The 23,625-nt window shown below is 50.8% G+C and carries 24 protein-coding genes; all 24 read left to right on the top strand.

The window, feature by feature from the left end; all coding sequences use genetic code 11:
* Positions 1 to 14: 14 nt before the first annotated feature.
* The 24 genes from ABDB91_RS10120 (at position 15) to thrB (ending at position 23,614) form a co-directional block, all read left to right on the top strand.
* On the top strand, positions 15 to 491 hold the full coding sequence (locus ABDB91_RS10120) for a hypothetical protein (protein ID WP_347491472.1): 477 nt from the start codon (positions 15 to 17) through the stop codon (positions 489 to 491).
* Between the two features lie 16 nt (positions 492 to 507).
* Positions 508 to 927, top strand: a complete 420-nt coding sequence (locus tag ABDB91_RS10115; RefSeq protein WP_347491471.1) for a HutP family protein — start codon at positions 508 to 510, stop codon at positions 925 to 927.
* A gap of 16 nt (positions 928 to 943) precedes the next feature.
* On the top strand, positions 944 to 1,300 hold the full coding sequence (gene aroH, locus ABDB91_RS10110) for a chorismate mutase (RefSeq protein ID WP_347491470.1): 357 nt from the start codon (positions 944 to 946) through the stop codon (positions 1,298 to 1,300).
* A 426-nt stretch (positions 1,301 to 1,726) separates the two neighbouring features.
* A complete protein-coding gene (gene aroF / locus ABDB91_RS10105) occupies positions 1,727 to 2,758 on the top strand; it encodes a 3-deoxy-7-phosphoheptulonate synthase (protein WP_347491468.1) in 1,032 nt (343 codons plus the stop codon).
* Positions 2,749 to 3,840, top strand: coding sequence for a prephenate dehydrogenase (locus ABDB91_RS10100; protein WP_347491467.1), 1,092 nt, complete (start codon positions 2,749 to 2,751; stop codon positions 3,838 to 3,840). The genes aroF and ABDB91_RS10100 overlap by 10 nt, the downstream gene beginning before the upstream one ends.
* Before the next feature lie 54 nt (positions 3,841 to 3,894).
* Positions 3,895 to 5,181, top strand: coding sequence for a 3-phosphoshikimate 1-carboxyvinyltransferase (gene aroA, locus ABDB91_RS10095; RefSeq protein WP_347491466.1), 1,287 nt, complete (start codon positions 3,895 to 3,897; stop codon positions 5,179 to 5,181).
* Between the two features lie 109 nt (positions 5,182 to 5,290).
* A complete protein-coding gene (gene cmk, locus ABDB91_RS10090; RefSeq protein WP_347491465.1) occupies positions 5,291 to 5,968 on the top strand; it encodes a (d)CMP kinase in 678 nt (225 codons plus the stop codon).
* On the top strand, positions 5,968 to 6,558 hold the full coding sequence (locus ABDB91_RS10085; RefSeq protein ID WP_347491464.1) for a lysophospholipid acyltransferase family protein: 591 nt from the start codon (positions 5,968 to 5,970) through the stop codon (positions 6,556 to 6,558). Before cmk ends, ABDB91_RS10085 begins: the two co-directional genes overlap by 1 nt.
* A gap of 49 nt (positions 6,559 to 6,607) precedes the next feature.
* Entirely contained in the window at positions 6,608 to 8,689 is a 2,082-nt protein-coding gene (locus ABDB91_RS10080; protein ID WP_347491463.1) for a bifunctional 4-hydroxy-3-methylbut-2-enyl diphosphate reductase/30S ribosomal protein S1, read from the top strand.
* 234 nt (positions 8,690 to 8,923) lie between these two features.
* On the top strand, positions 8,924 to 9,661 hold the full coding sequence (locus tag ABDB91_RS10075) for a DUF1614 domain-containing protein (protein ID WP_347491462.1): 738 nt from the start codon (positions 8,924 to 8,926) through the stop codon (positions 9,659 to 9,661).
* A gap of 2 nt (positions 9,662 to 9,663) precedes the next feature.
* Positions 9,664 to 10,935 (top strand): stage II sporulation protein P, encoded by a 1,272-nt coding sequence (gene spoIIP, locus ABDB91_RS10070; RefSeq protein WP_347491461.1) that lies wholly within the window; start codon positions 9,664 to 9,666, stop codon positions 10,933 to 10,935.
* Positions 10,936 to 11,147: 212 nt separating this feature from the next.
* Positions 11,148 to 12,038: a YIEGIA family protein gene (locus ABDB91_RS10065; RefSeq protein WP_347491460.1), complete on the top strand. Its 891-nt coding sequence runs from the start codon at positions 11,148 to 11,150 to the stop codon at positions 12,036 to 12,038.
* 62 nt (positions 12,039 to 12,100) lie between these two features.
* Positions 12,101 to 12,289: a hypothetical protein gene (locus ABDB91_RS10060; RefSeq protein ID WP_347491459.1), complete on the top strand. Its 189-nt coding sequence runs from the start codon at positions 12,101 to 12,103 to the stop codon at positions 12,287 to 12,289.
* A 5-nt stretch (positions 12,290 to 12,294) separates the two neighbouring features.
* Positions 12,295 to 12,753, top strand: a complete 459-nt coding sequence (locus ABDB91_RS10055; protein WP_347491458.1) for a DUF3189 family protein — start codon at positions 12,295 to 12,297, stop codon at positions 12,751 to 12,753.
* Position 12,754: 1 nt separating this feature from the next.
* The gene (locus ABDB91_RS10050) at positions 12,755 to 13,180 is read left to right on the top strand and encodes a DUF3189 family protein (RefSeq protein ID WP_347491457.1); all 426 of its coding nucleotides are present in this window, start codon (positions 12,755 to 12,757) and stop codon (positions 13,178 to 13,180) included.
* 93 nt (positions 13,181 to 13,273) lie between these two features.
* Positions 13,274 to 14,584 carry a DUF512 domain-containing protein gene (locus ABDB91_RS10045; protein ID WP_347491455.1) on the top strand — a complete coding sequence of 437 codons (1,311 nt, stop codon included), beginning with the start codon at positions 13,274 to 13,276 and terminating at the stop codon, positions 14,582 to 14,584.
* 71 nt (positions 14,585 to 14,655) lie between these two features.
* On the top strand, positions 14,656 to 15,966 hold the full coding sequence (der, locus tag ABDB91_RS10040; protein ID WP_347491454.1) for a ribosome biogenesis GTPase Der: 1,311 nt from the start codon (positions 14,656 to 14,658) through the stop codon (positions 15,964 to 15,966).
* An 11-nt stretch (positions 15,967 to 15,977) separates the two neighbouring features.
* Positions 15,978 to 16,568 carry a glycerol-3-phosphate 1-O-acyltransferase PlsY gene (plsY, locus tag ABDB91_RS10035; RefSeq protein WP_347491453.1) on the top strand — a complete coding sequence of 197 codons (591 nt, stop codon included), beginning with the start codon at positions 15,978 to 15,980 and terminating at the stop codon, positions 16,566 to 16,568.
* A gap of 1 nt (position 16,569) precedes the next feature.
* Complete coding sequence (locus tag ABDB91_RS10030) at positions 16,570 to 17,661, top strand: NAD(P)H-dependent glycerol-3-phosphate dehydrogenase (RefSeq protein WP_347491452.1); 1,092 nt, start codon at positions 16,570 to 16,572, stop codon at positions 17,659 to 17,661.
* Positions 17,662 to 17,761: 100 nt separating this feature from the next.
* Positions 17,762 to 18,301 (top strand): gamma carbonic anhydrase family protein, encoded by a 540-nt coding sequence (locus tag ABDB91_RS10025; protein ID WP_347491451.1) that lies wholly within the window; start codon positions 17,762 to 17,764, stop codon positions 18,299 to 18,301.
* An 883-nt stretch (positions 18,302 to 19,184) separates the two neighbouring features.
* The gene (gene spoIVA, locus ABDB91_RS10020; RefSeq protein WP_347491450.1) at positions 19,185 to 20,666 is read left to right on the top strand and encodes a stage IV sporulation protein A; all 1,482 of its coding nucleotides are present in this window, start codon (positions 19,185 to 19,187) and stop codon (positions 20,664 to 20,666) included.
* Between the two features lie 220 nt (positions 20,667 to 20,886).
* Entirely contained in the window at positions 20,887 to 21,330 is a 444-nt protein-coding gene (locus ABDB91_RS10015) for an ACT domain-containing protein (RefSeq protein WP_347491449.1), read from the top strand.
* Positions 21,331 to 21,414: 84 nt separating this feature from the next.
* On the top strand, positions 21,415 to 22,707 hold the full coding sequence (locus ABDB91_RS10010; RefSeq protein ID WP_347491448.1) for a homoserine dehydrogenase: 1,293 nt from the start codon (positions 21,415 to 21,417) through the stop codon (positions 22,705 to 22,707).
* A gap of 4 nt (positions 22,708 to 22,711) precedes the next feature.
* Positions 22,712 to 23,614, top strand: a complete 903-nt coding sequence (gene thrB / locus ABDB91_RS10005) for a homoserine kinase (RefSeq protein ID WP_347491447.1) — start codon at positions 22,712 to 22,714, stop codon at positions 23,612 to 23,614.
* The last annotated feature ends 11 nt before the right edge of the window (positions 23,615 to 23,625 follow it).

Raw genomic sequence — 23,625 nt, 5'->3', positions numbered from 1 at the left:
AAAGGTGATCTGTCGTGCGTAAAAATTTTCTTTTTTGGGGCGCTAAGTTGGAGCGCTGGTTGTTGCGGGTTGTGGTGCTGTGTGCGGTAATGCTTGTTACGGTGCAGTGGTTTACCGGTGATCCGGTGATGCGGGTTGCCGGCCAAGCGGATGGGAACTTGACGGACCAAAGTGACTTCAGTAAGGCCGAACTTGAACATCTGGTAACCTTTCAGCTGCTGGACTATACAACATTACCCAAAGCAGCGGTGTTGGTAAACGGTGAAAAAAAAGGTTATTTCACGCACCGTTACGTTACCGTTCCTGTAACGGACGGGGATGAGTTGGCTGTTGAGACTGATTTTTATAAATACCCGGTTTCCTTTAAGGTAATTGAAACCTATGGTAATGTTTTAAAGCCATCGGCGGGCACTGTTATAGAAGTGTGCGGAACTATAAAAACAATAGGAACAGTGGAAATTGGCAAGTCCACCAGGGATTCTATTAATTAACGCGGAGGTGTTGGGCATGGCATCGGTGGGCAGCAGAGAGGTAGCCCGGGCCGCAATAAAGATGGCTCTTACAGATAGCCGGGAACAGGAAAGGGAATTAAAGTCGCGTTATGCGAAAATAGGTATAAAAACAGCAGCCGTGGACCATGGAGGTGATTTTATAGCCTCGGTAAATAAAATTACTGAGCGGTCTGTGGTGGCGGCTAAGCGGGAGGGAGTAATCCGCGAAGTGCATGCTGACGAAGGTGCCGTGGCCGGGGCCACCAGGGAGGCCATATCGCAGGTGATGTCCAAGGCACTGGGGCTGAACGTGGGCGGTAAAATAGGTATTGCCAGGTATCAGGATCATATCAGCGTGGCTGTTTTTTTCGGGGTCGGTCTGCTGCACCTGGACGAGGTAGCTATCGGGCTTGGACACCGGGCAGTATCCTCTTAGATAAGGGGGTAATTTAATGCGCGGCGTCAGAGGAGCGATCACGGTCGATGAAAATACGGAAAAAGCTATTGGCGACGCGGCACGAAAGCTGATCAGCGTCATGCTGTCCGAGAATAATTTTTCTATAGAGGATATTGCAAGTATAACGTTTACTGTAACTCATGACTTAAACGCGGCCTTTCCGGCTGCCGCAGTCAGGAAATTGGCCGGTTTTAGTCTGGTGCCCATGATATGCGCCCTGGAAATTGACGTGCCCGGCAGTCTGAAGCATTGCATCAGAGTGCTGATGCTGGTCAATACCGGTGCGGGACAGAGTGATATCAAGCATGTTTACCTGAACGGTGCAGCCCGGCTTCGTCCCGATTTGACCTAGTGTATACCGGAGTGGATGGCGCCGGGATCCGGCATGGTGTCCGGTATTATTTCGCAGACAATCCGTTTCCGAATGAATTGCAGGTGTGAGAAGGGTTATGCATCAAATCCAGCTGGAGAGCCGTAAGTAATTGATGTTAAAAAAGGCGTATCGGGCTTGGGTTGCGCCGAGCGGTAAAAAGTGTTAATATATTGGCACGGTAGCATGGTTTAGTTGAATAATTAGTGTTATGGCAGTAGATATTGGTATAACGGTAGTATGGTAGGGGGCGATGCTGGTATGAAAACATAATCACTCCCCCGGGAGTTTTTTTGCATTTTTTTGGTATATCAAGCAGCAACAACGGTTTTAAAAAAATGTGTAATATAATACGATACTCATATACTAAAACCAAGCTAACCTAAATACTAGCCGGGGGGCTTTATAATGATCGTTGTGATGAATCACAATGCTGTCGGCCACGATATAGACAACGTGTTAAAGAAACTGGAAAGCGCGGGATTTCAAATCCATCTCTCACAGGGTGTGGAGAGGACTATCATTGGGGCTATCGGTGATAAAACCAGGTTGGGTGATATGTCTTTGGAGGCTTTGCCAGGTGTGGAAAAGGTGGTACCCATTCTACAACCTTACAAAATGGCCAGTCGGGCCTATATAGATGAACCTACAGTGGTAAATGTAGGGGGATTGGCCATTGGCGGAGATACCATCCATGTAATGGCCGGTCCCTGCGCGGTAGAAAGCCGGGAACAATTACTGCAGTCGGCCCAAATAGTTAAGGAGGCCGGGGCCACCCTTTTGCGGGGCGGCGCCTTCAAGCCCCGCACTTCGCCTTACTCTTTTCAGGGTTTGGAAGAACGGGGGCTGGAAATGCTGGCCGAAGCCCGGGAGCGCACCGGTCTGTGCATTGTTACCGAGGTAATGGATCCTCGTACAGTGGAATTGGTAGCCGAGTATGCTGATATTCTGCAAATCGGCACCCGCAATATGCAAAATTTCTTTTTATTGCGGGAAGTGGCCCGGGCCGGCAAACCGGTATTACTGAAACGAGGTTCCTCGGCGACCATAGAAGAATGGCTGCTGGCGGCGGAGTATATATTGGCCGAGGGCAATCGCGACGTGATTCTTTGCGAGCGGGGCATACGTACCTTTGATAATTATACCAGGAATACACTGGACCTTACCGCCGTACCGGTAATTAAGTATTTAAGTCATTTGCCGGTAATTGTGGATCCCAGTCATGCCATTGGAAAATGGCGGTTTGTAGAACCTATGTCCCGGGCCGCTATAGCAGCGGGAGCGGACGGCTTACTGGTGGAAGTGCATCCCAATCCGGCGGAGGCCCTGTGTGACGGTCCCCAGTCTTTAAACCCGGCCAATTTCCGGCTGCTGATGCGGCAGCTGGATGGCATTGCCAGGTTAATGGGCCGGCAAGTAGGACATTTGTCATGCTCATAGATCGCTGCGCCATCATCGGCGTGGGTTTGATCGGCGGCTCACTGGGACTGGCGCTTAATGAACGGCAATTGGCGGGTCATATCTGCGGTACGGATTTAGATCAGGACAATCTGGCCATGGCTTGCGCGGCCGGAGCCGTACACCGGGTCGCTCCGTTGCCCGAGGCCGTGTCCGATGCCGATCTGGTTATCCTGGCTGCGCCGGTGGGGGCAACTCCGGTTTTGTTAAAAGACATAAAGCAGTTTCTGAAACCCGGTGCTGTGGTGACGGATGTCGGCAGCACCAAAAAGGATGTAGTAAAGCAAGCTGAAAAGATTATCGGCGGCCGGTTTGTGGGCGGGCATCCCATGACCGGTGCCGAAACAGCGGGTTTTAGCGGTGCCGACCCTTATCTGTTTGAAAACGCTTTTTATTTGCTGACTCCCACACCCGAAACCGCTAACGGCGCACTGGAAACTATGCGTTGTTTGGTACGTGCCATAGGCGCTGTGGTTATGGAAATGCCGCCCCGGGAACATGATCTGGTTACGGCGGCTATCAGTCACCTGCCGCATTTCATGGCCGTATCACTGGTGGCGGCGGTAGCGGGCATGCCTGTGGGAGACAAGGCCATGGCGCTGGCCGCGGGAGGCTTTCGGGATACCACCCGGATTGCCGCAGGCAGCCCTGTCATGTGGCGGGATATTTTTTTATCCAACAGCGAGCAGGTGCTGCGGGCGCTGGCTTATTTACGCGATGCTATGGATGAAATGGAGTACGCCCTGCGCCGGCGGGATGCCGAGAGAATAATGCAGCTATTATCCGATGCCGGTGCGGTTAGAAAAAAACTGCCCATAAGACCGAAAGGTTACCTGCCTTATATTTATGAGATCGTCGTTACAGTGCCCGACCGGCCCGGCATCATTGCCGGGTTGGCCGGGATGCTGGGCAATGCGGGCATTAACATAGCGGAAATTGAAATACTTCGTGCCCGGGAAGGATACGGGGGCACCATTAGGGTTGGCTTTGCCGCTTTGGACGAACAGGACCGGGCCATGGAGTTGTTCCAAAGCAAGGGGATTAAATGCCGCCGCAAGGTGTAGCGAATGAAGTTATGGCTTTGGGTAAATGAGAATTGTGACAAGGAGCGATGACCAGTGGAAATTGATATAAAGCCGGTGCGTGCGCTGCATGGTGATGTGCGGGTGCCCGGCGATAAATCCATATCTCACCGGGCAGTGATGCTGGGTGCGCTGGCAGACGGAGAGACTGAAATTGAAAACTTTTTATTCGGCGAGGACTGTCTGTCCACCATAAGTGTAATGCGCTCTTTAGGGGTGGACGTACATATAGAAAAAGAACGGGTTGTGGTACGCGGCGGTGGGGTTGAGGCGCTGCGGGAGCCGATTGATGTGCTGGACGCGGGCAATTCGGGTACCACCATGCGTCTGATGGCGGGAATATTGGCCGGCTGCCCGTTTTTCTCGGTACTTACCGGTGATGCATCGTTGCGCCGACGCCCCATGCAGAGGGTTATGCAGCCGCTGACGGCCATGGGGGCCCGGATTGCGGCCAGGGGCGGCAATGCTTATGCCCCTATGGCCGTCACAGGAGGCGGTCTCAATGCTATAACATACAGATCACCGGTAGCCAGCGCCCAGATTAAATCCGCTGTTTTGCTGGCCGGGCTTTTTGCGGATGGCCCGACTACGATAATTGAACCGGCCGCTTCCAGGGACCACACTGAGCGGATGCTAAGTTATTTCGGCGCCCGTGTAGAAGTGCGGGACAGGCAGGTATCGGTTTGGGGAAGAGCAAGCTTGCGGGGGCGAAAGGTTATTGTACCCGGTGATATATCATCGGCGATATTTTTACTGGTAGCCGGTGCTGTGGTGCCCGATGCGGAACTGGTGGTGCGCAATGTAGGTATCAATCCCACCCGTGCGGGTGCGCTGAAGGTACTCTTGAAAATGGGTGCCGATCTGAAAATATCAAATGAGCGGCAGGTTGGCGGCGAACCTGTAGCGGATATCAGGGTGCGCGGCAGCCGTCTGACAGGCACCGAGATAGGCGGGCCTATCATTCCCCGCCTTATTGATGAATTGCCCGCACTGGCCGTGGCCGCCGCGATGGCGGAAGGTGAAACGGTAGTGCGTGACGCCGCCGAGCTGCGCTACAAGGAAACCGACCGGATTGCCGCCGTGGTGAAACTGCTTGGCCAATTGGGCGCCGACATTGCCGAGCGGGAGGACGGTTTTGTTATTCGGGGCGGGCCATCTTTGCAGGGGGCGGTATGTGATAGCTGCGGCGATCACCGCATGGCTATGGCTGCGGCTGTGGCAGGTCTGAAGGCCGGGGGAATAACCAGGATAAAAGCGGCAGAATGTATAAAAATATCCTTCCCTACTTTTTTTGATACATTAAATTCTATAAGTGTGCAATAATAAACCTGGATGGAAATCACCTTTTTCAGGTTTATTTTTTATATTAAAGAGGATATTCCATCAGCATGTCGAAATAATTGGGTATTCGTTTTCTTTAGAGAGGTACACAATGGGCGGTTTAGCGAATATTGCCATTGACGGCCCGGCCGGGGCCGGTAAAAGCACGGTCGCCAAACTGGTGGCTGAAAGGCTGAGCTACATATATATAGATACCGGCGCCATGTATAGAGCTGTAACATTACAGGCCTTAATGGATAAAATAGATATGAATGATGCAATAAATCTTACCCGGACAGCCGAAACCGTGGATTTAGCGCTGCGGGTTGACGGAGGCGGCAATACCTGCGTTTTTTTAAATGGCATGGATGTAACAAGTCAAATCAGGTCTCCGCAGGTTTCAAACAACGTTTCACTGGTTTCACGGATACCGGGTGTAAGGCGAAAAATGACGCAGTTGCAGAAGGAAATGGGTGCCGGAGGTGGCGTGGTAATGGAAGGAAGGGATATCGGCACTCAAGTTTTGCCGGATGCCGAGATGAAGTTTTTCCTCACCGCCTCTGTGGAGGAGCGGGCCCGGCGTCGCTGTGCCGAGCTCATGCAGCGCGGCTTTACGGAGACTTATGCAGAAGTTTATGAGGATATAGCCCGACGGGATGACATAGATTCCAAGCGAACAGTAGCGCCTTTAAAACCTGCCGTTGATGCTGAAGTAATCGATTGTACCGGCATGACCGTGGAACAGGTGGTTGGTGTAATTGTAGCCAGGGTTTCCGGGAGGTCCGGTTAATGCTTTATAAGATAAGTAAGGTAATCTGCCTGGTATTCCTTAAGCTGGCGCGCCGGTTGAAAGTTTTTGGCGATTCCCGGTTGCCGCCCGGCCGGGGTATAATAGTGGTGGCCAATCATATCAGTTACTGGGACCCGCTGGTTATAGGCTGTTCATTAAGTAGAAAAATTTTTTTTATGGCCAAAGCGGAGTTATTCAACATTGCTATACTTGGTTCATTTATTAACAACCTTGGCGCCTTTCCCGTACAGCGTGAAGGTACTGATCGTTCATCCATACGGCGAGCATTGGAATTACTTGGCGCCGGAAAAGTGGTGGGCATCTTCCCGGAGGGTACCCGCAGTAAGACCGGTGAAACGTTAAACCCCCATTTAGGCGCCGCCATGTTGGCCTTAAAAGGTGGGGTGCCATTGCTGCCGGTAGCTGTCAGCGGGACTAAAGGGTACTGGGGAAGGGTTAAGGTAAATATCGGCAAGCCAATGTATTTTAATACCCAAAACCAACGGAAGGTGTCCAGGACGGAAATGGAACATGTCAGCCGGGAGTTGATGGCGGAAATAAACCGTTTGCTGACGGTTATCGATAGATAGTGCGGGTAAGTTTTTTTATTTATAATCTGGTAAAGCTGCGGTGAAGGTGATGAAGGTAAAAGTTGCCGCCAAAGCGGGTTTTTGCTTTGGCGTGAAAAGGGCTGTGGAAATGGCCCGTAAAAGCTTGCATGACAGAGACGGACCGGTGTATACACTGGGCCCTTTAATTCATAATGATCAGGTTATCGGGGCACTGGCCCATGAGGGTATTGGCTCGGTAAACAATGTGGATGAAATTGAGGGGCCGGGAACCGTAATCATTCGTTCCCATGGTGTGGTGCCTGAAGTGCTGCGCCGTGCCGAACAAAAAGGGCTTGATCTGGTTGATGCCACTTGCCCGTTCGTGCGTAAAGTACAGCAGACGGTACATGACCTGGTGCGGCAAGCTATACCCGTGGTAGTGGTGGGTGATCCCCGGCATCCTGAAGTACAGGGCATTGTAGGCTGGTCGGGCGGCAGGGCTATAGTGGTAGCCGATGCCGAGCAGGCCAAAAAGTTGGGGAAATTTACCCAGGTAGGTGTTGTGGCCCAGACAACCCAGCGGCAGGATAATTTTGACGCTGTGGTTAAAGTTTTAAAGGACAGCGGAAGCCGGGTGAAAGTGTGCAATACTATCTGCTCGGCCACGGCCGAAAGGCAGAAAGAAGCTCTAAAACTTGCGCAGCAGGTGGACGCCGTACTGGTGCTGGGAGGCAGAAACAGTGCCAATACAGCTAAACTGGCTCAAATTTGCCGTACTGCCGGAAAACCGGTGTATTGGGTAGAAACAGCCGAAGAAATAGATTTTGCGTGGCTGAAAGGGCTCCGTACAGTGGGGGTTACGGCAGGCGCGTCTACACCCGGCTGGATTATAGAGGAGGTTTGTTGTCGAATGATGGATTTTGAAGAAACCAACAAAGAAGAAGTAATGGAAACACAGGTTGAGGATCAATCGGCGGTTGAAGCCGAGCCGCAGGAGGACATGAAACAGGAAATGGAAGATGCTGTTGAGGTTAAGAACCTCAGAAACGGCGATATCGTCACCGGCGTGGTCGTTCAGGTCAACCAGGACGAAGTACTGGTTGATGTAGGGGCCAAGTCGGAAGGGGTTATTCCTGTCAGGGAACTATCCAATTTCAGTGTAGACTCCCCACAGGATGTAGTAAAAGTGGGCGATGAAATAAAAGTGTATGTGCTAAAATCAGAAGACAATGAAGGCCGGGTAATTCTTTCCAAGGAGAAGGCCGATGCTGAGGAAGCCTGGGCACGGCTGGAAGAGAATATGAATGAGGGCCAGCTGGTTTCCGGCTCAGTTCGTGAAGTTGTCAAAGGCGGCTTGCTGGTGGATGTGGGCGTGCGTGCGTTTTTACCCGCATCACTGGTGGATAGGGGTTATGTAGAGGACCTGAGCAAGTATCTGAATATGGAAATAGACGCTAAAGTAATTGAACTCAATCGGGCCAGAAGAAAGGTTATCCTTTCCCGTAAAGCTGTTCTTGAGGAAGAATACGCCCGTAATCGTGAAGAACTGCTGGCCAATCTGGAAGAGGGCCAGGTGGTCAAGGGTGTTGTTCGCCGCCTGACTAATTTTGGCGCCTTTGTGGATATCGGTGGTGTTGACGGCCTGCTGCATATTTCAGAAATGGCCTGGTATCGCATCAATCATCCCTCCGAAGTAGTACAAGTGGGCGATGAACTGGATGTTAAAGTGCTGCGGGTAGACCGGGAGAACGAAAAAGTTTCCCTGGGCTTGAAGCAAGTACTGGCTAATCCCTGGGACAATGTTGAAGAAAAGTATCCCGTGGGCAGTGTGATCAACGCCAAGGTGGTGCGTTTGGCTCCCTTTGGTGCCTTTGTACAGCTGGAGCCTGGCGTGGAAGGCTTGGTACACATATCTCATTTGGCTGACCGGCATGTGGCCACCCCTGATGAAGTTGTAGCTGAAAATGAGGAAATTAGGGTCAAGGTACTTAGCGTGGATTCAGAAGAGAAACGTATCCGTTTGTCCATCAGGGAAGTGGACCGGGAAAAACCAAGCAAGCCCGGCCCAAGGGAATACCAGCCTAAAAAACAAGAAATACCGCCGGCCAATGACGGCGGCACTGTGACTATTGGCGACTTGGTAGGCGATATTTTTGAGAATAAGGAATAAGGTTAAGATAATGTGACTTTAGTGTATGTATTTATCGGTACCTGTTAAAATTAAGTTTGCAAAAAGGAGGCTGACACAGCCTCTTTTTTTTGCGCGCAAGCCGATCTCGATATAAGGCAAATTCGGATATATTGCGTTATTGTGTCGAATCAAAGGAATACCTGGCACACATATTTTCCTTTCTCCGGGGAAGCATAATTTTAAGAGTTATCATTTATTTAAGGAGGGTGTGCAATGACGCAATTACCCATTGGCATTATAGTACTAATTGTGGTCTCCATTTTGATTTATTTCGGCTTGGCCCAGCGCGTGCTGGACAGAATGCGTCTTTCCGATCGGGCAGCTCTGGGGATTATCGCCTTGCTGGCTGTGGGAAGCTTTATCGATATCCCTCTTAGTACAGGCCGCTATGATGTGTCGGTCAATGTAGGCGGGGCACTGGTTCCACTTGGTGTGGCCGGCTACCTGCTCAGCCGGGCCGGAACATCCAAGGAATGGGGAAGGGCGCTTATAGCAGCCCTTATTACCGGGGCCGTGATTTACGGGGTGGGCTATCTGCTCGGACGCGGTGATGTGGAGCCGGGCGGGCGCTTCTTTGGCTATTTGGACGCATTGTGGGTTTATCCCATTATCGGCGGTTTGGTGGCTTACATAGCGGGCCGTTCGCGCCGCAGCGCCTTTATTGCCGCCACTCTGGGGCTGGTGCTGGTGGATTTGGCCTATCTGGTCTGGCTGGTTTATACCGGCGCACCCGCCGGTACGGTGGCCATTGGCGGGGCCGGTGCGTTTGACGGTATCGTACTGGCCGGTATAGTGGCTGTCTTGCTGGCGGAGATAATTGGGGAAACCCGGGAAAGACTGCAGGGCGGCCCGGCTTCACAGGGGCGGTCGGCGGAATTAATGGAGGGTCTGCGCAAACCGGGTCCTACAGAAAAAAAACCTGATCGCACAGATAACAGGGAGGGGGAATAACGGTGCAAAAGCGGCGATTAAGAATTGCTTTGGGAGCCGGATTTTTAGTGCTGGGCGTTTCATTGCTGGCTTATTTCGCAACATATCGCTCCATGTCTCCCGCCTGGTCACCAAGCGATCTTTGGAATAACGCCATGGAATCCGACCACCGGGACGGTCTGGTATATAAAATAACCGATAGCGGCAATAAGCTGCTCAGCCAAATGTCTCGTTCTGTTTCGGTAGGCGATGAGTTGATCACCGGCAGCGGGCATCATTATAAAATTAAAACGGTGGACGGTTTTAATGCTCAGGCTGAGTTTACCGGTATGGACCGGGAACTGCTGGGCTATATGGAAGAATACGAAAACATTACCGTACCCGTGGCAGGTCAACAGGACTGGAAAAAGAGGCCGTTGGCCCTGTATCACACGCACAGCGCCGAGTCTTATGTGCCTACCGACGGTACTGAAAGCATACCCTATCATGGCGGCATATTTGATGTGGGGGATGCCATGGCCGCGGAATTAAAGAAGAAGGGCGTCAATGTGCTGCATGACAAAACGCCCCATGAGCCCCGGGACAGCAACGCTTATTATCGTTCCCGGCGTACTGCGGCCAACCTGATGAAGAAAAACCCCGTGGCGGTAATTGATGTGCACCGGGATGGGATACCCGACCCCAATTACTACAGCAAAAACATTGCCGGTAAAGACGCTACCCAGGTTCGATTGGTTGTGGGCAGACAGAACCCCAAAATGCATTCTAATATGGAATTTGCCAAGAAAGCCATGGCTTATGCCAATAAAGTGCACCCGGGGCTGGTAAAGGAAATATTTATTGCCAAGGGTAATTACAACCAGGATATGATGTCAACGGCTATGTTGATTGAAGTGGGCACCCATACCAATTCCAAGAACGCCGCTGAAAACGGTGCAACCTTGTTTGCCGATGCGCTGCCCGGACTTTTGGGATTGGGCGGGGTTGCTCAAACTCCCGGCGGATACTCCGGTCCCGCGGCCAATTCACCGGCCGGTTGGAGAACTTTAGCCTGGATAGTCGGTATTGCCGTACTGGGCGGGGGCGCATTTTTGCTGATCAGCTCGGGGAGCTGGCAAAATGCCCGCAAGCGGTTGAGCGGTTACTGGGGCAGGGAATTTGCCGGTTTTATGGCACCGATGAGAAAAAGGACTAATAACAACCCTTCCCCGGGTGAAAGCCAGGTGAAGAAGACATGCAGTGAAGATGCCAATGATGCATTTAGGGATAACCGCGATAATGTCAGAAACGACTAGCGGGGTATGGGGCGTAAAATTGATAATAGCCTTGCTGACGCGGATCAAGTGAAGTACTTAATACTGCTAAATTAAAATTGCAATTGGGCGTATCATGCTCGCCGGTCGAAGTGATACGCCCAATTTAATGTTAAGACGCAATTGCAGCGGCAGCGATTATAATCCTCACGGCAGCGATAGTTAGTGTGAAACAAGGAAAGGTATGATCTTGTTTGGAAGAATATATAATAATTATATTGGCCGGCACTCTGGCGGGCACGTTGACCCGGATGCTGCTGTTAAAGTTGGATTATCGTCAGTATCCCGGTTATCCACATGGCTATATTACGCATCTCTCCTTGGGGGCCATTGCTTCATCTTTGGGTGCGGTGGCCGTACCCGCGCTAATGAATAAGGATTTCACCGCCTTTACCTTTTTAGCTTTGGCTGCCCAGCAGTTTCGCGAAATTCGCAATATAGAAAGACTGACCCTGGAGAATCTGGAGGAGACCCGCTTGGAAAAGCGCGGCAAGGATTATATTGAAGGCATTGCCCGTACTTTTGAAGCGCGTAACTATTTGGTAATGGCTACCGCTTTTTTTACCAGTATCGCGGCGGTGCTGGCCGGCATTTGGGCTGCCGCGGCAATGGCGCTGTTGCTGGTGCTGTTCAGTAAAACTTTTATGACCGGTAAGAACATTGGGAATATATGTAAAGTAGTTCCCGCCCGGGTCCATTTTAAAGGATCGCTATTATGTGTTAATGAGATTGATATAATGTCGGTGGGTTTATCCAAAATGCGCCAAAAAATAAAGCGGGAGGCGCTGGGTGTGCTGATTAAGCCCAAAGATGATAATGCCAGGGCTACTTTGCATGATATGGGCCAGCGCATGGCCATCACTCATACCGCGGCATTGATTATGGGGAGTAAAAAAGAAGTGGATATACCGGAATTTACTCCGCTGGCCCGGAAAAACCCCGATACCGGCGCTGTGGCTTTATACATAATGCCTATTGAAAAGGATATGGAATCGCTGATTATGGCCGTGCAAAGAACACCGCTGCTGGAGAGTGCCCGCGTTAAGCCGCTGAAAACTCAGGCCGGGCGATTAGCCGCCGATTAAGGAAAATCATTGCGGTGCGGGGGCTAAGATGAGGTTGATTCACGATAAAGGGGGCAAGATACTTGGGCGAAGAAGCGAAGGAAATACTGGCTGTGGTGACCACTGATAAAAGCAAAGTAACCGGTGCTGTGCCAATATTTATCGCCGACAGTGAAGAGGAAAAGGAAAAAACCGCTCTGTTTCTGGCTAAAACATTGGATGCTATGGTGCATGACCTGGAAAATAGCTGTTATTTTATAGTCCGACATTAAAGGTGATGACTTTGAAAATAATTTACCATTGTTTCGGCGGCACTCATTCATCGGTTACAGCCGCTGCTTTTCATTTGGGTATGCTGCCCTTCGATCTCCAAGCCAAGGATTTACTGGCTATTCCTTTTTTTGATGACCGGGACAGTCATGATCATGGCCATATTACTTTGATGGGGATAGACGGGCAAGGCAATGAAATTTATTTTGTCGGCCGGCGGGGATCACCGCGGATACTGAAAAATATTATCTACGGCCTGGCCGGGCAATTTGATATACCGCCGCAGGAGTACAAGCTGGTCAACGTAATGCACAAGGTGAACTGGAGTATGCGGCTGGGGGGCTTCATGTCCCGCCGGTTTAAATGGATTTACCCGGGACGGCCGCTGGTTGCCTGGGGCACCATCCATGCGTTCGGAGATATTATAAACCTGGTGCGCAGGGTGAAAGCGGGGGCTAAGCGATAGAGTGAAAAAAATAATATTCTATAATGACACTGGATTTCCTTATGCTGTACTGGCGGCCGCTATCCGCAGCGGTGAGCTCCCCGCTCATCGAGCGCCCCAGCTGTGTGAATTGGGCCATGTGCTGGCCCGGAGCGGATTGGGCCGGGGGGATGCCACCGTATATAATTTGGGGCGTGGCGAACAAGGTGAAAGCTGTCTGGCACTGTGGTCTCCGGGCAACGGTGATATGGTTGGGCGGGCGGTGAACAGTTTTCTGGACCTGATGCATATTGACAATTATGAGCTGGTGTACATTAAATGCCGCGGAACTTTATCGGCGAAGGCCGGCGTATGGTTGGCTAAAATCCCGGGATTAAAGGGTGTGGGCTTATCGCTGGTGCATCGTCATATTGTAAGCATATACCGGGAGCTCGGTGCCGGGCTTTAAATGGTTTGGTACAGTAAATTCAGCATTAACCTTGACTAAATATGGCAGCTGTCGGATAATGTAACAAGAATGTTGCATGAGGGGAGGGTCCCCATGCGGGACCGTGGTTTAATAATTACATCAGTGGCCGACAACAGCATAGCCGATGAACTAAGACTCCAGCCCGGGGACATGCTATTGCAGATTAACGGGCAGGAGATAACGGACATCCTTGACTATCAGTATTTAATTGCCGACGAGAATCTGCAAGTGCTGGTGCAAAAGTATAATGAAGAGCACTGGCTGCTTGAGATAGAGAAGGATTATGATGAAAGCCTGGGTTTGGCTTTTCAGGACGGTGGCTGGGGATCAACCCGCCGGTGCGGCAATAAATGTATATTTTGTTTTGTAGATCAAATGCCCCGGCAAATGCGTCCAACACTGTATATTAAAGATGATGATTACCGGCTGTCCTTTGCCCAGGGCAATTTTATCACCTTGACCAATATCGGACCGCCCGAGCTGGAACGCATAGCCCAAATGCGGCTGAGCCCGTTATACATATCCGTACACACCACAAACCCGGCCCTGCGCCGGCAAATGATGGGCAATCCCCGGGCGGCGCAAGTCATGGACCAGCTGCGTTATCTGGCCGAAGCCGGTATCCGGATGCATACCCAGGTGGTGCTGTGCCCGGGTATTAATGACGGTGCGGAACTAAGTCGCACCATTAGCGATATGGGTGAGCTTTGGCCGGCGGTGCGCTCTCTGGCTGTGGTTCCCGTGGGTTTAACCGCTCACCGCCGGGGGCTTTTCAGCTTGCGTTCCTATAACGAGCCGGAGGCTCGGAACGTGCTGCAGGAAGTACAACGGTGGCAAAAAGTATTTGCTTCTGAATATAAATATCCGCTGGTTTTTGCCAGTGATGAGTTTTACCTGCTTGCCGGGATACCTGTTCCCCCGGCGGAAAACTACGGCGGCTTTCCCCAAACCGAAAACGGTGTTGGATTGGTGCGCCTTTTTATGGATGAATGGCGGCAGTCGGCCGGAAAGCTGCCCGAACGCATTGAGTACCCGGTGAACTGTTCCCTGGTAACCGGCAAACTGGCCGGGCCGGTGCTGGCACCGGTGGTTGCCGGGCTTAATCGGATTGACGGGCTGCAGGTTGAACTACATGTTCTGGAAAATGTATTTTTTGGTAAAACTGCTACCGTGGCCGGTTTGCTTACAGGACAGGATTTATTAGCAGGTCTGGCCGGGCGCGATTTGGGTGATCGATTGTTTATTCCCGCCGTTACGCTGCGGGATGGTGACCATGTGTTTTTAGATAATATTACATTGGAGGAACTGTCCAGCAGGCTAAAAGTACCGGTTAGCCCGGTGGATGGCCCGGATGAACTGGTGCATACGCTGGGGCTGTGCTGATTTTGCGCTGAATTTAGTCTCAGGATAAATTATTAGCTATAAAAAGTTACCCCTTGGAGAGAGGTGTATTTGTGGCAAAACCGATAGTGGCTATAGTGGGGCGTCCCAACGTAGGTAAGTCAACCCTGTTCAACCGCATTGTGGGCGGGCGGGTGGCGATAGTGGAGGGAGTACCCGGCGTTACCCGGGATCGCCTTTACCAGGATGCCGAGTGGAATAACCGCTGGTTTACTCTGGTTGATACCGGCGGACTGGATTATCAGGACGAAGGCGAGCTTATATCACATATTCGCAAACAGGCCGAGCTGGCTATAGAAGAAGCTGATCTAGTGCTTTTTGTAGTGGATACGCGAGCCGGGTTAAACGGAACTGACGAAGATGTGGCCAAGGTTTTGCGCCGTTCGGAAAAACCTGTGATTTTGGCAGCCAATAAAGTAGAACATTTTGATAAAGCCCACGATCTGTATGATTTTTATCGCCTGGGCCTGGGCGAACCTTTGCCCGTTTCAGCCGCCGAGGGATTAAACACCGGCGACTTGTTGGACAAGCTGGTGCAGGAGCTGCCTCCACCCGAAGAAGATGAAGCGGATGAGGATGTAATTAAAATTGCCGTTATCGGCCGACCCAATGTCGGCAAATCATCGCTGGTTAATGCCATATTGGGCGAGGAAAGGGTCATTGTCAGTAATATACCGGGCACCACCAGGGATGCTATTGATTCATACATTACCCGGGGGGATAATAAATACTCTATAATTGATACCGCGGGTATCAGGCGGCGCAGCAAGATTGGCTTGTCCACGGAAAAATACAGTGTAATTCGCGCGCTGCGGGCCATTGATCGCAGTGATATAGTACTCATGCTGATTGACGCGGTGGAACAATTGACCGACCAGGATAAAAGGATTGCCGGTTATGCCCACGAAAAAGGACGAGCCTCGATTTTAGTGGTTAACAAATGGGATTTGGTTGAAAAAGACGATCATACGGCCAACCGGTATATTGAAAAACTGCGTGACGGGTTGGGTTTTATGCAGTACGCCCCGGTGTTGTTCGTCAGCGCTCTGACTCACCAGCGGGTGCACCGGGTGCTGGAGTTGGTGGATTACGTAAGCGAGCAGCAAAACATGCGTATTGCCACCGCCGATTTAAACCAGCTATTGCGGGAAGCCACTTTGCATAATGCCCCGCCTCAGGACCGGGGCAGGCACCTGAAAATCTTTTATGCCACCCAGGCGGGAGTGAAACCACCCACCTTTATTTTGTTTGTTAATGAGCCGGAATTAATGCATTTTTCTTATCTGCGTTATCTAGAAAACCAGCTGCGTTCGGCATATGGCTTTGAGGGTACTCCCATTAAGCTGGTCATGCGCAAAAGATAAGGAGTGGAATTATGTATACATTGCTGGCCGTTGTGATTAGCTACCTGATTGGTTCAATACCTGTGGGCGTGCTGGTGGCCAGGACCAAAGGCATAAATATAATGGAGCATGGCAGCGGCAACATCGGCGCTACCAATGTGTGGCGCAATATGGGTCCCGGGTACGGTCTTCTGGTGCTGGGACTGGATATGGCCAAGGGAGTGGCCGCCGTGCTGACAGGACGCTGCTGCGGCGGTGTTGAAACTGAACTGCTGGCTGCTTTCGGGGCGCTGTGCGGACACAGCTGGTCGCTGTTTTTGCGTTTTAGAGGCGGTAAAATTGTGGCTACCGGTGCGGGTGTATTGCTGGCCATATCTCCGCTGGCTACACTGGTGGCGCTGGTGGTGCTTTTAACCACTCTGGGCATCAGCCGATTTGTATCTTTAAGCTCTATGACGGCGGCTATATCCGTACCTGTTGCCATGATCATTTTAGATATGGATAGGTTATATATTATCTTTGGTATTATATTAATGGTATTTGTTATTTACAAGCATCGTTCCAACATAAAAAGGATTTTATCAGGTACCGAATATAAGGTGGGGAAGGGCAGGAGGCAATAATGTGGCAGTAGGTTGTGAACAGATAGCCGTGTTGGGAGCGGGCAGTTGGGGCACTGCTTTGGCTCATCACCTGGCCGGGGACGGCTGTGCGGGCTGTACGGTAAAATTATGGGCCAGACGCTTGGAACACGTGAAGGAAATCGAAACATGCCGGGAAAACAAGCGCTACTTGCCCGGTGTTTTTTTACCCGGTAACATTCAAATTACGGCAGATCTGGAACAAGCGCTGGCGGGTGCTCAATGTGTTGTTTTCAGTGTACCCTCGCACACTTTCAGATCGGTGGCAAGAGAAGCATTGCCTTTTATCCGGGCCGGGGCACATATAGTAAACACTGCCAAAGGCATTGAAGAAGACACCTTGCTCAGGCTTTCCGAAGTGTTTGCCGGTGAGGCGGGTCCGCACAGGGCAGAAAATTATGCCGTACTTTCCGGCCCCAGTCACGCTGAAGAGGTAGCCCTGCAAATGCCCACCGCCGTGGTGGTGGCTTCCGCTTCTCCGCATACGGCCGTACTGGTTCAGGATTTATTTATGCGGGATAATTTACGGGTTTATACCAATCCGGATATACTAGGTGTGGAATTAGGCGGGGCGTTGAAAAACGTTATCGCCCTGGGCACCGGTATTGTGGACGGTCTTAGCGGAAGCGATAATTCCAAAGCCGCGCTGATGACCAGGGGACTGGCGGAGATTACCAGGCTGGGGCTGGCCATGCACGCCAATCCACTGACTTTTGCCGGACTGGCCGGTCTTGGTGATTTAATCGTTACCTGCACCAGCCGGCACAGCCGCAACCGCCGCGCCGGTATAGCCATCGGGCGGGGTAAAACACTGCAGCAGGCACTGGAGGAAGTCAACATGGTTGTAGAAGGAGTGCGCACCACCCGGGCCGCGCACGGCCTTGCCGCTGCCTGGGGTATTGAAATGCCCATCACTGAGCAAATGTACCGGGTGCTATTTCACGACGTTCCCCCCCAATCCGCGGTCAATAACCTGATGACCCGGGTAAAAACCAGGGAAGTAGAAGAAGTAGCCCTCTCCAACGTCAAATGGTGGATCGAGCGCGACGGTACCGACAATAGTGCCGGGTGTTGAAAGATGATGCCGCGGTGCCGGGTGTGGGGGGTTGAAAGATTTTCAATCTTTCAACACCCCACACCCGGCACCACCGCTTGGTTAGGAAGGTGGTGCAAATATGCAGATAGTGGAGTTTAAAGGAAAACGTCCGCAAATTGCTAAAGGTGCCTTTGTCGCACCTACTGCTACGCTGATTGGCGACGTGGTGGTGGAGGAAGGGGCCAGCATCTGGTTTGGCGCTGTGCTGCGCGGTGACTTCGGCCATATCAAGGTTGGTCAGAACTCCAGCGTGCAGGACAACGTGGTGGTGCATGTTCAACCCGGCGGCCAAGCGGCAATCGGTGCCAACGTCACCGTGGCCCACGGTGCGGTACTGCATAATTGTATCGTTGAGGATGGCGCCGTAGTCGGTATGAACGCGGTTATTTTAGATAACGCAGTGATTGGCGCCCAGTCAATGATTGCGGCCGGAGCCGTGGTTACCGACGGTATGCGGATTCCTCCCGGGCACTTGGTCGCAGGTGCGCCGGCCCAAATTAAAAAAGAGCTGACGGGCAATGCGCTGTGGTGGGTGCGGCAAAGCGCTCAAGCTTATAAGCATTTGATGAAGGCATATTTAGATGAAGGTACGGGAATTGTGGGCTCGGAAGAAAAGTAAAGGGAATAACTGTTTAGACGGTCTTACAGATTACTTTTGAAGCAATGTATCGGAATTATTAGGAATTAGCGGTGATTTAACATTTGTGAAAATGTAATTTTCGGCTATCGCTGTGACATTATATAGATTACTATATCAAGCTTATATTCTGACTGCGGTGCAATTAACAAAAATAGCCGGTAGCGGTAAAATAGTTACTATATCAAATTCACTACGTTTTTGCGGTACACTTAAAAAAGTCAAGCTGTTTTAGTATCGACCTTAAAGAAATTAACCCGGCGCTAAGCCGGGTTTTTCTATTTGATATTCATGCCGCTAAAAGAAGGTAACATAGAAAGGTGAACCTCCTTCGGGACAAGCCCGTGGGTTTTCAGGGGCAGATTTTTATAAAAATACTGTTAGTCTGTCATTGCTATGAATATATAACCTGCAACGCTGGAAGTCCGCCATTGTGAAGAGCGAAGCGACGAAACAATCTTCGCTTTACAGCCTGCGTTTCTTTGGGGGCCTGCTTTGGAGTCTGGGATTACTTCGCTTACGCTCGTAATGACATTACCCAGTCTGGGATTGCTTTGCTTACGCTCGCAATGATCTTACTCAGTCCGGGATTGCTTCGCTGCGCTCGTAATGACAGTCGCATTTCCTACTGGCTGTAGACGCCCAAACCTTGGAACAATTTTAATGGCGCATTTTAGACTAAACAGTAATAAACACGGTGACTAATCATATATATATAATGTTAATGTATGCCATTGGAAAAAACTGCTCATGGACTAGGCTGGCCGATGGCCTTTATATACCGTTTTTCCTACCGGTAGGGGGGATGCTAATCTGATAACGTTTTATTAATTATATAAATTTTGTATAAGGAGGGAGTGCGTTCATGGAAAAGTTTGATATTTTCCGCGATATTGCGGAACGCACCGAGGGAGATATTTACCTGGGTGTTAGCGGCGGCGTGCGCACAGGCAAATCAACTTTTATTAAACGGTTTATGGATCTTATGGTCATACCTAACATTGAAAATGAATACGAACGGGAAAGGGCCAAGGATGAGCTCCCCCAGAGCGGGGCAGGCAAAACTATTATGACCACCGAGCCCAAATTTGTGCCCAACGAGGCTGTGGAAATTGAGATAAGCGACAATCTTAAAGTTAAGGTTCGGCTGGTTGACTGTGTAGGGTACCGGGTGGAAGGGGCTCTGGGCTATGAGGATGAGGAAGGCAACCCGCGTATGGTTTCCACCCCCTGGTTCGATGAGCCTGTTCCCTTTGAGGAAGCCGCGGAAACGGGTACCAGAAAGGTTATCAGCGAGCACTCCACTATTGGTCTGGTAATCACCACCGACGGTACCACAACTGATATACAAAGGGAAAACTTTGTCGCTGCCGAGGAAAGAGTGGTACAGGAGTTAAAAGATATCAGCAGACCTTTTATTATAATCTTAAACAGTACCGAGCCCGAAAGTGAAGATACTATTCAATTGGCCGACGAACTTTCGGAAAAATACGATGTACCGGTTATCCCGATAAATTGTGCGGAGATGCTCCAGCCCGACATATTGCTGATTATGGAAAAAGCCCTGTTTGAATTCCCGGTCAATGAGGTCTCCATAGCTATGCCTCTGTGGGTGGAAGAGCTGGAACAGAGACACTGGCTGAAAGAAAAATTCGACACGGCGGTGCAGGACACCATGCAGTTGGTGCGGCGCCTTAGGGATATTGACGGAGCTGTAGAAAAGCTGGGCGAATATGACATGGTGCAGACGGTTAATTTAAGCAACCTGGAGCTGGGCACGGGTACCGCCGCTATTGAAATCAGCTCCAAGCCTGATTTATTTTACCGGGTACTCTCGGAAGAATCCGGCTTTCAATTGGATGGCGATCACCATTTGTTCCGCCTGGTTAAGGAACTGGCCGTTGCCAAACGGGAATACGACAAAGTGGCCCCGGCCATTATGGAACTTAAGGAAACCGGCTACGGTATGGTAACACCGGGCATTGACGATATGCAGTTGGAGGAACCGGAGCTAATCAGGCAGGGCAGCCGGTTCGGAGTTAAACTAAAGGCAAGTGCCCCATCCATTCACATGATTCGGGCCAATATAAACACTGAAATAACTCCCATCATTGGTACCGAAAGGCAATGCGAAGAACTGGTGCGGTACATGCTGAATGAATTTGAGGAAAATCCACAAAAAATTTGGGAGTCTGAGATATTTGGTAAATCAGTTAGTGATCTGGTGCGGGAAGGTATTCAAAATAAACTGCAAAGGATGCCCGAGAACGCTCAGACCAAGCTGCAGGAAACTGTTAAGCGTATTGTTAACGAAGGCAGTGGCGGACTTATATGTATTATCATTTAACCGGTCGGAAGACCGGTTTTTTTTGGGTTGGGCCAAGATACTAACTGTTGCTAAAAGAAATAAATGATGATATAATGTCTACCGTACATGGAAATATATCCTTATGGCATGGACGACATATAATGCGTGAGTGTCGTACTTGTGCAATGGGCGATCGTAATTTAATCGAAGGCAAGTAAGGCAAGAGCCTTCCCTACTTGCCTGACGGAGGTGTGAATTAGTGGCGGGCAAGGAGCCGCGATTTTTTTTAGTGCAGGAGGATATTCTTCCCGAGGCCTTTTATAAAACGGTTCAGGCTAAGGAACTGTTGATGAGCGGTGAGGCAGCCACAGTTAATGAAGCGGTAGAAAGGGTGCAGTTGAGCCGCAGTGCTTTTTACAAGTATAAAGATAAAGTATATCCATTTTACCGCTGGAACCGGGATCAAACAGTTATCCTGGAAATGTTGCTGGAACATCGCTCCGGCGTTTTATCCGCAGTGCTTAACAGCATTGCTGCGGTAGGGGGTAATATCGTCACTATTAACCAGAATATTCCCCAGCAGGGTGTGGCTATAGCCACCGTAACCATTGAAACAGCTAATTTAAAATCCGATGTTGAAAACATGCTTAAAATGCTGCGCAATACCCTGGGAGTTAAAACAGCCAAGCTGCTGGGCGCGTAGTATTGTGGTATTGGGTTTGAAAGGTTGAAATCATAAATAATGTCGTACAGGGACTTGCAACATCACAGGAAAGGGGCTTTAATTATGTCGGGTGAAAATATAAAGATTGGCCTGTTGGGGTTGGGCACGGTGGGCCGGGGGGTATACCGCATTATTACCGGCAATGCGGACAATATCAGGCGCAAGGTCGGAGCCGGGGTGGAAATCAGTAAAATGTTGGTGCGGGATATTGCCAGACACCGTGGTATTGATATTGACCCGGCCAAGCTGACTACCAAAATAGAGGATATTATTGACGATCCGGAGATAAAAATAGTTGTGGAAGTGATGGGCGGTATAGAACCCACGCTGGATTATGTCAGCCGGGCGCTGGAAAACGGCAAAAGCGTAGTTACCGCTAACAAGGATATGATTGCTGTACACGGTAAGCAGCTGTTTGCTCTGTCCGAGGCCAATAATGCCGACCTGTTGTTTGAGGCCAGTGTGGCCGGCGGCATACCTATTATCAGGCCGCTTAAGCAGTGTCTGGCTGCCAACCGCATTACGCAAATTATTGGTATCATAAACGGTACCACTAATTATATGTTAACCAAAATGACCGAAGAAGGATCGGATTTTGCCGATGTGCTCAAGGAAGCTCAGGCTAAGGGTTATGCCGAGGCTGACCCTGCCGCGGATATCGAAGGTTACGACGCGGCCCGCAAGCTGGCCATTTTGGCTTCCATTGCCTTTAACTCGCGCATCGTTCTGGATGATGTATATGTTGAGGGCATTACCAAAGTAACCGCCGCAGACATTGCCTATGCCAGCGAGCTTAATTACATTGTTAAACTATTAGGTATTGCCAAGGAAACCGGGGAAGGTATAGAGGTGCGGGTGCATCCCACTCTGATACCGCGCGATCATCCCCTGGCTTCGGTAAACGATGTGTATAACGCTATTTTTGTTACCGGGGACGCTGTGGGAGATACAATGTTTTACGGTCGGGGAGCCGGGGAAATGCCCACAGCCAGCGCCGTGACGGGCGATATTATGGACGCCGCCCGTGATTTGCTGCGCAATGTACCGGGTATTATCTCTTGCACTTGCTATGAAAATAAGCCTGTTAAAGACATGGGGACCACGGAGTGTAAATATTACGTTCGCTTGGATGTAACCGACAAGCCCGGGGTGCTGGCCTCCATAGCCTACGCTTTCGGAGACAAGGAAGTCAGCCTGGCTTCGGTGCTGCAAAAGCAAACCGACGGCAATAAGGCCGAAATTGTACTGGTTACTCACAAGGTGCTGGAAAAAAATATGCAGGATGCTTTGGAAATTATCAAGCATCTATCTTCGGTTAATGCGGTAGCCAATATAATCCGCGTGGAGGGTGATTAAACCTGTGATTAGAGTTCAGGTGCCGGCCACCACCGCTAACTTGGGTCCGGGCTTTGACTGCCTGGGCATGGCGCTGGAACTGTATAATATAGTTGAATTTTATAAAATTACCCGCGGCCTGGTAGTTGAGATAGAGGGTGAGGGTGCGGCTGATTTGCCGCGCAACGAGAACAATCTGGTTTACCAGGCAGCCAAGCGGGTATTTGACCGGACCGGTTATGCACCGGCCGGGCTGCGTATCCGGCTGGTAAACGGCATACCGGTGGGCCGGGGATTGGGCAGCAGCGCCTCCGCGGTTATCGGAGGCATCATTGCCGCCAATAGATTGAGCGGCGCCAATTTAAGCAAACGGGAAATGCTTGCGCTCGCCTGTTCCATGGAAGGGCATCCGGATAATATTGCACCGGCTCTGTTGGGCGGGTTAGTGATATATGCCTCGGTAGAGGCTGAAATAACCTGGACCAAGATAGATTTGCCGGCGGGGCTCAACGCGGTAGTGGCTGTGCCCGATTTTGCCATGAGCACCAGGGACAGCAGGGAGGCTCTGCCGCACATGGTGACCATGCGGGATGCCGTGTTCAATATTGGCCGCGCGGCATTGTTGGTGGCTGCGCTGCAAAAGGGGGATTTATCCGTGTTGGGCACGGCTATGGAAGATAAGCTGCACCAAGCTTTTCGCGCGGGGTTGATCCCCGGTTTTAAAAAAGTGGTATCAGCGGCCCGGCTGGCCGGAGCCCGGGGTGTGGCCTTAAGCGGAGCCGGGCCTGCTATAGTCGCCCTGGCCGATAATAATCAGGAATTAATTGCGGAAGTGATGAAAGAAACCTTTCGGGAAAGCGGCGTCAACGCCCGTTCATTGATACTGGCGCCCAGCCCGGTGGGAGCAAGAGCACTGGAAGTAATATAAGGGGTGGATAA

Source organism: Desulfoscipio sp. XC116 (assembly GCF_039851975.1).
GTDB lineage: Bacteria > Bacillota > Desulfotomaculia > Desulfotomaculales > Desulfallaceae > Sporotomaculum.
Note: the sequence above shows the minus strand (reverse complement) of the source record. Positions and strands in the feature narration are given on the sequence as shown.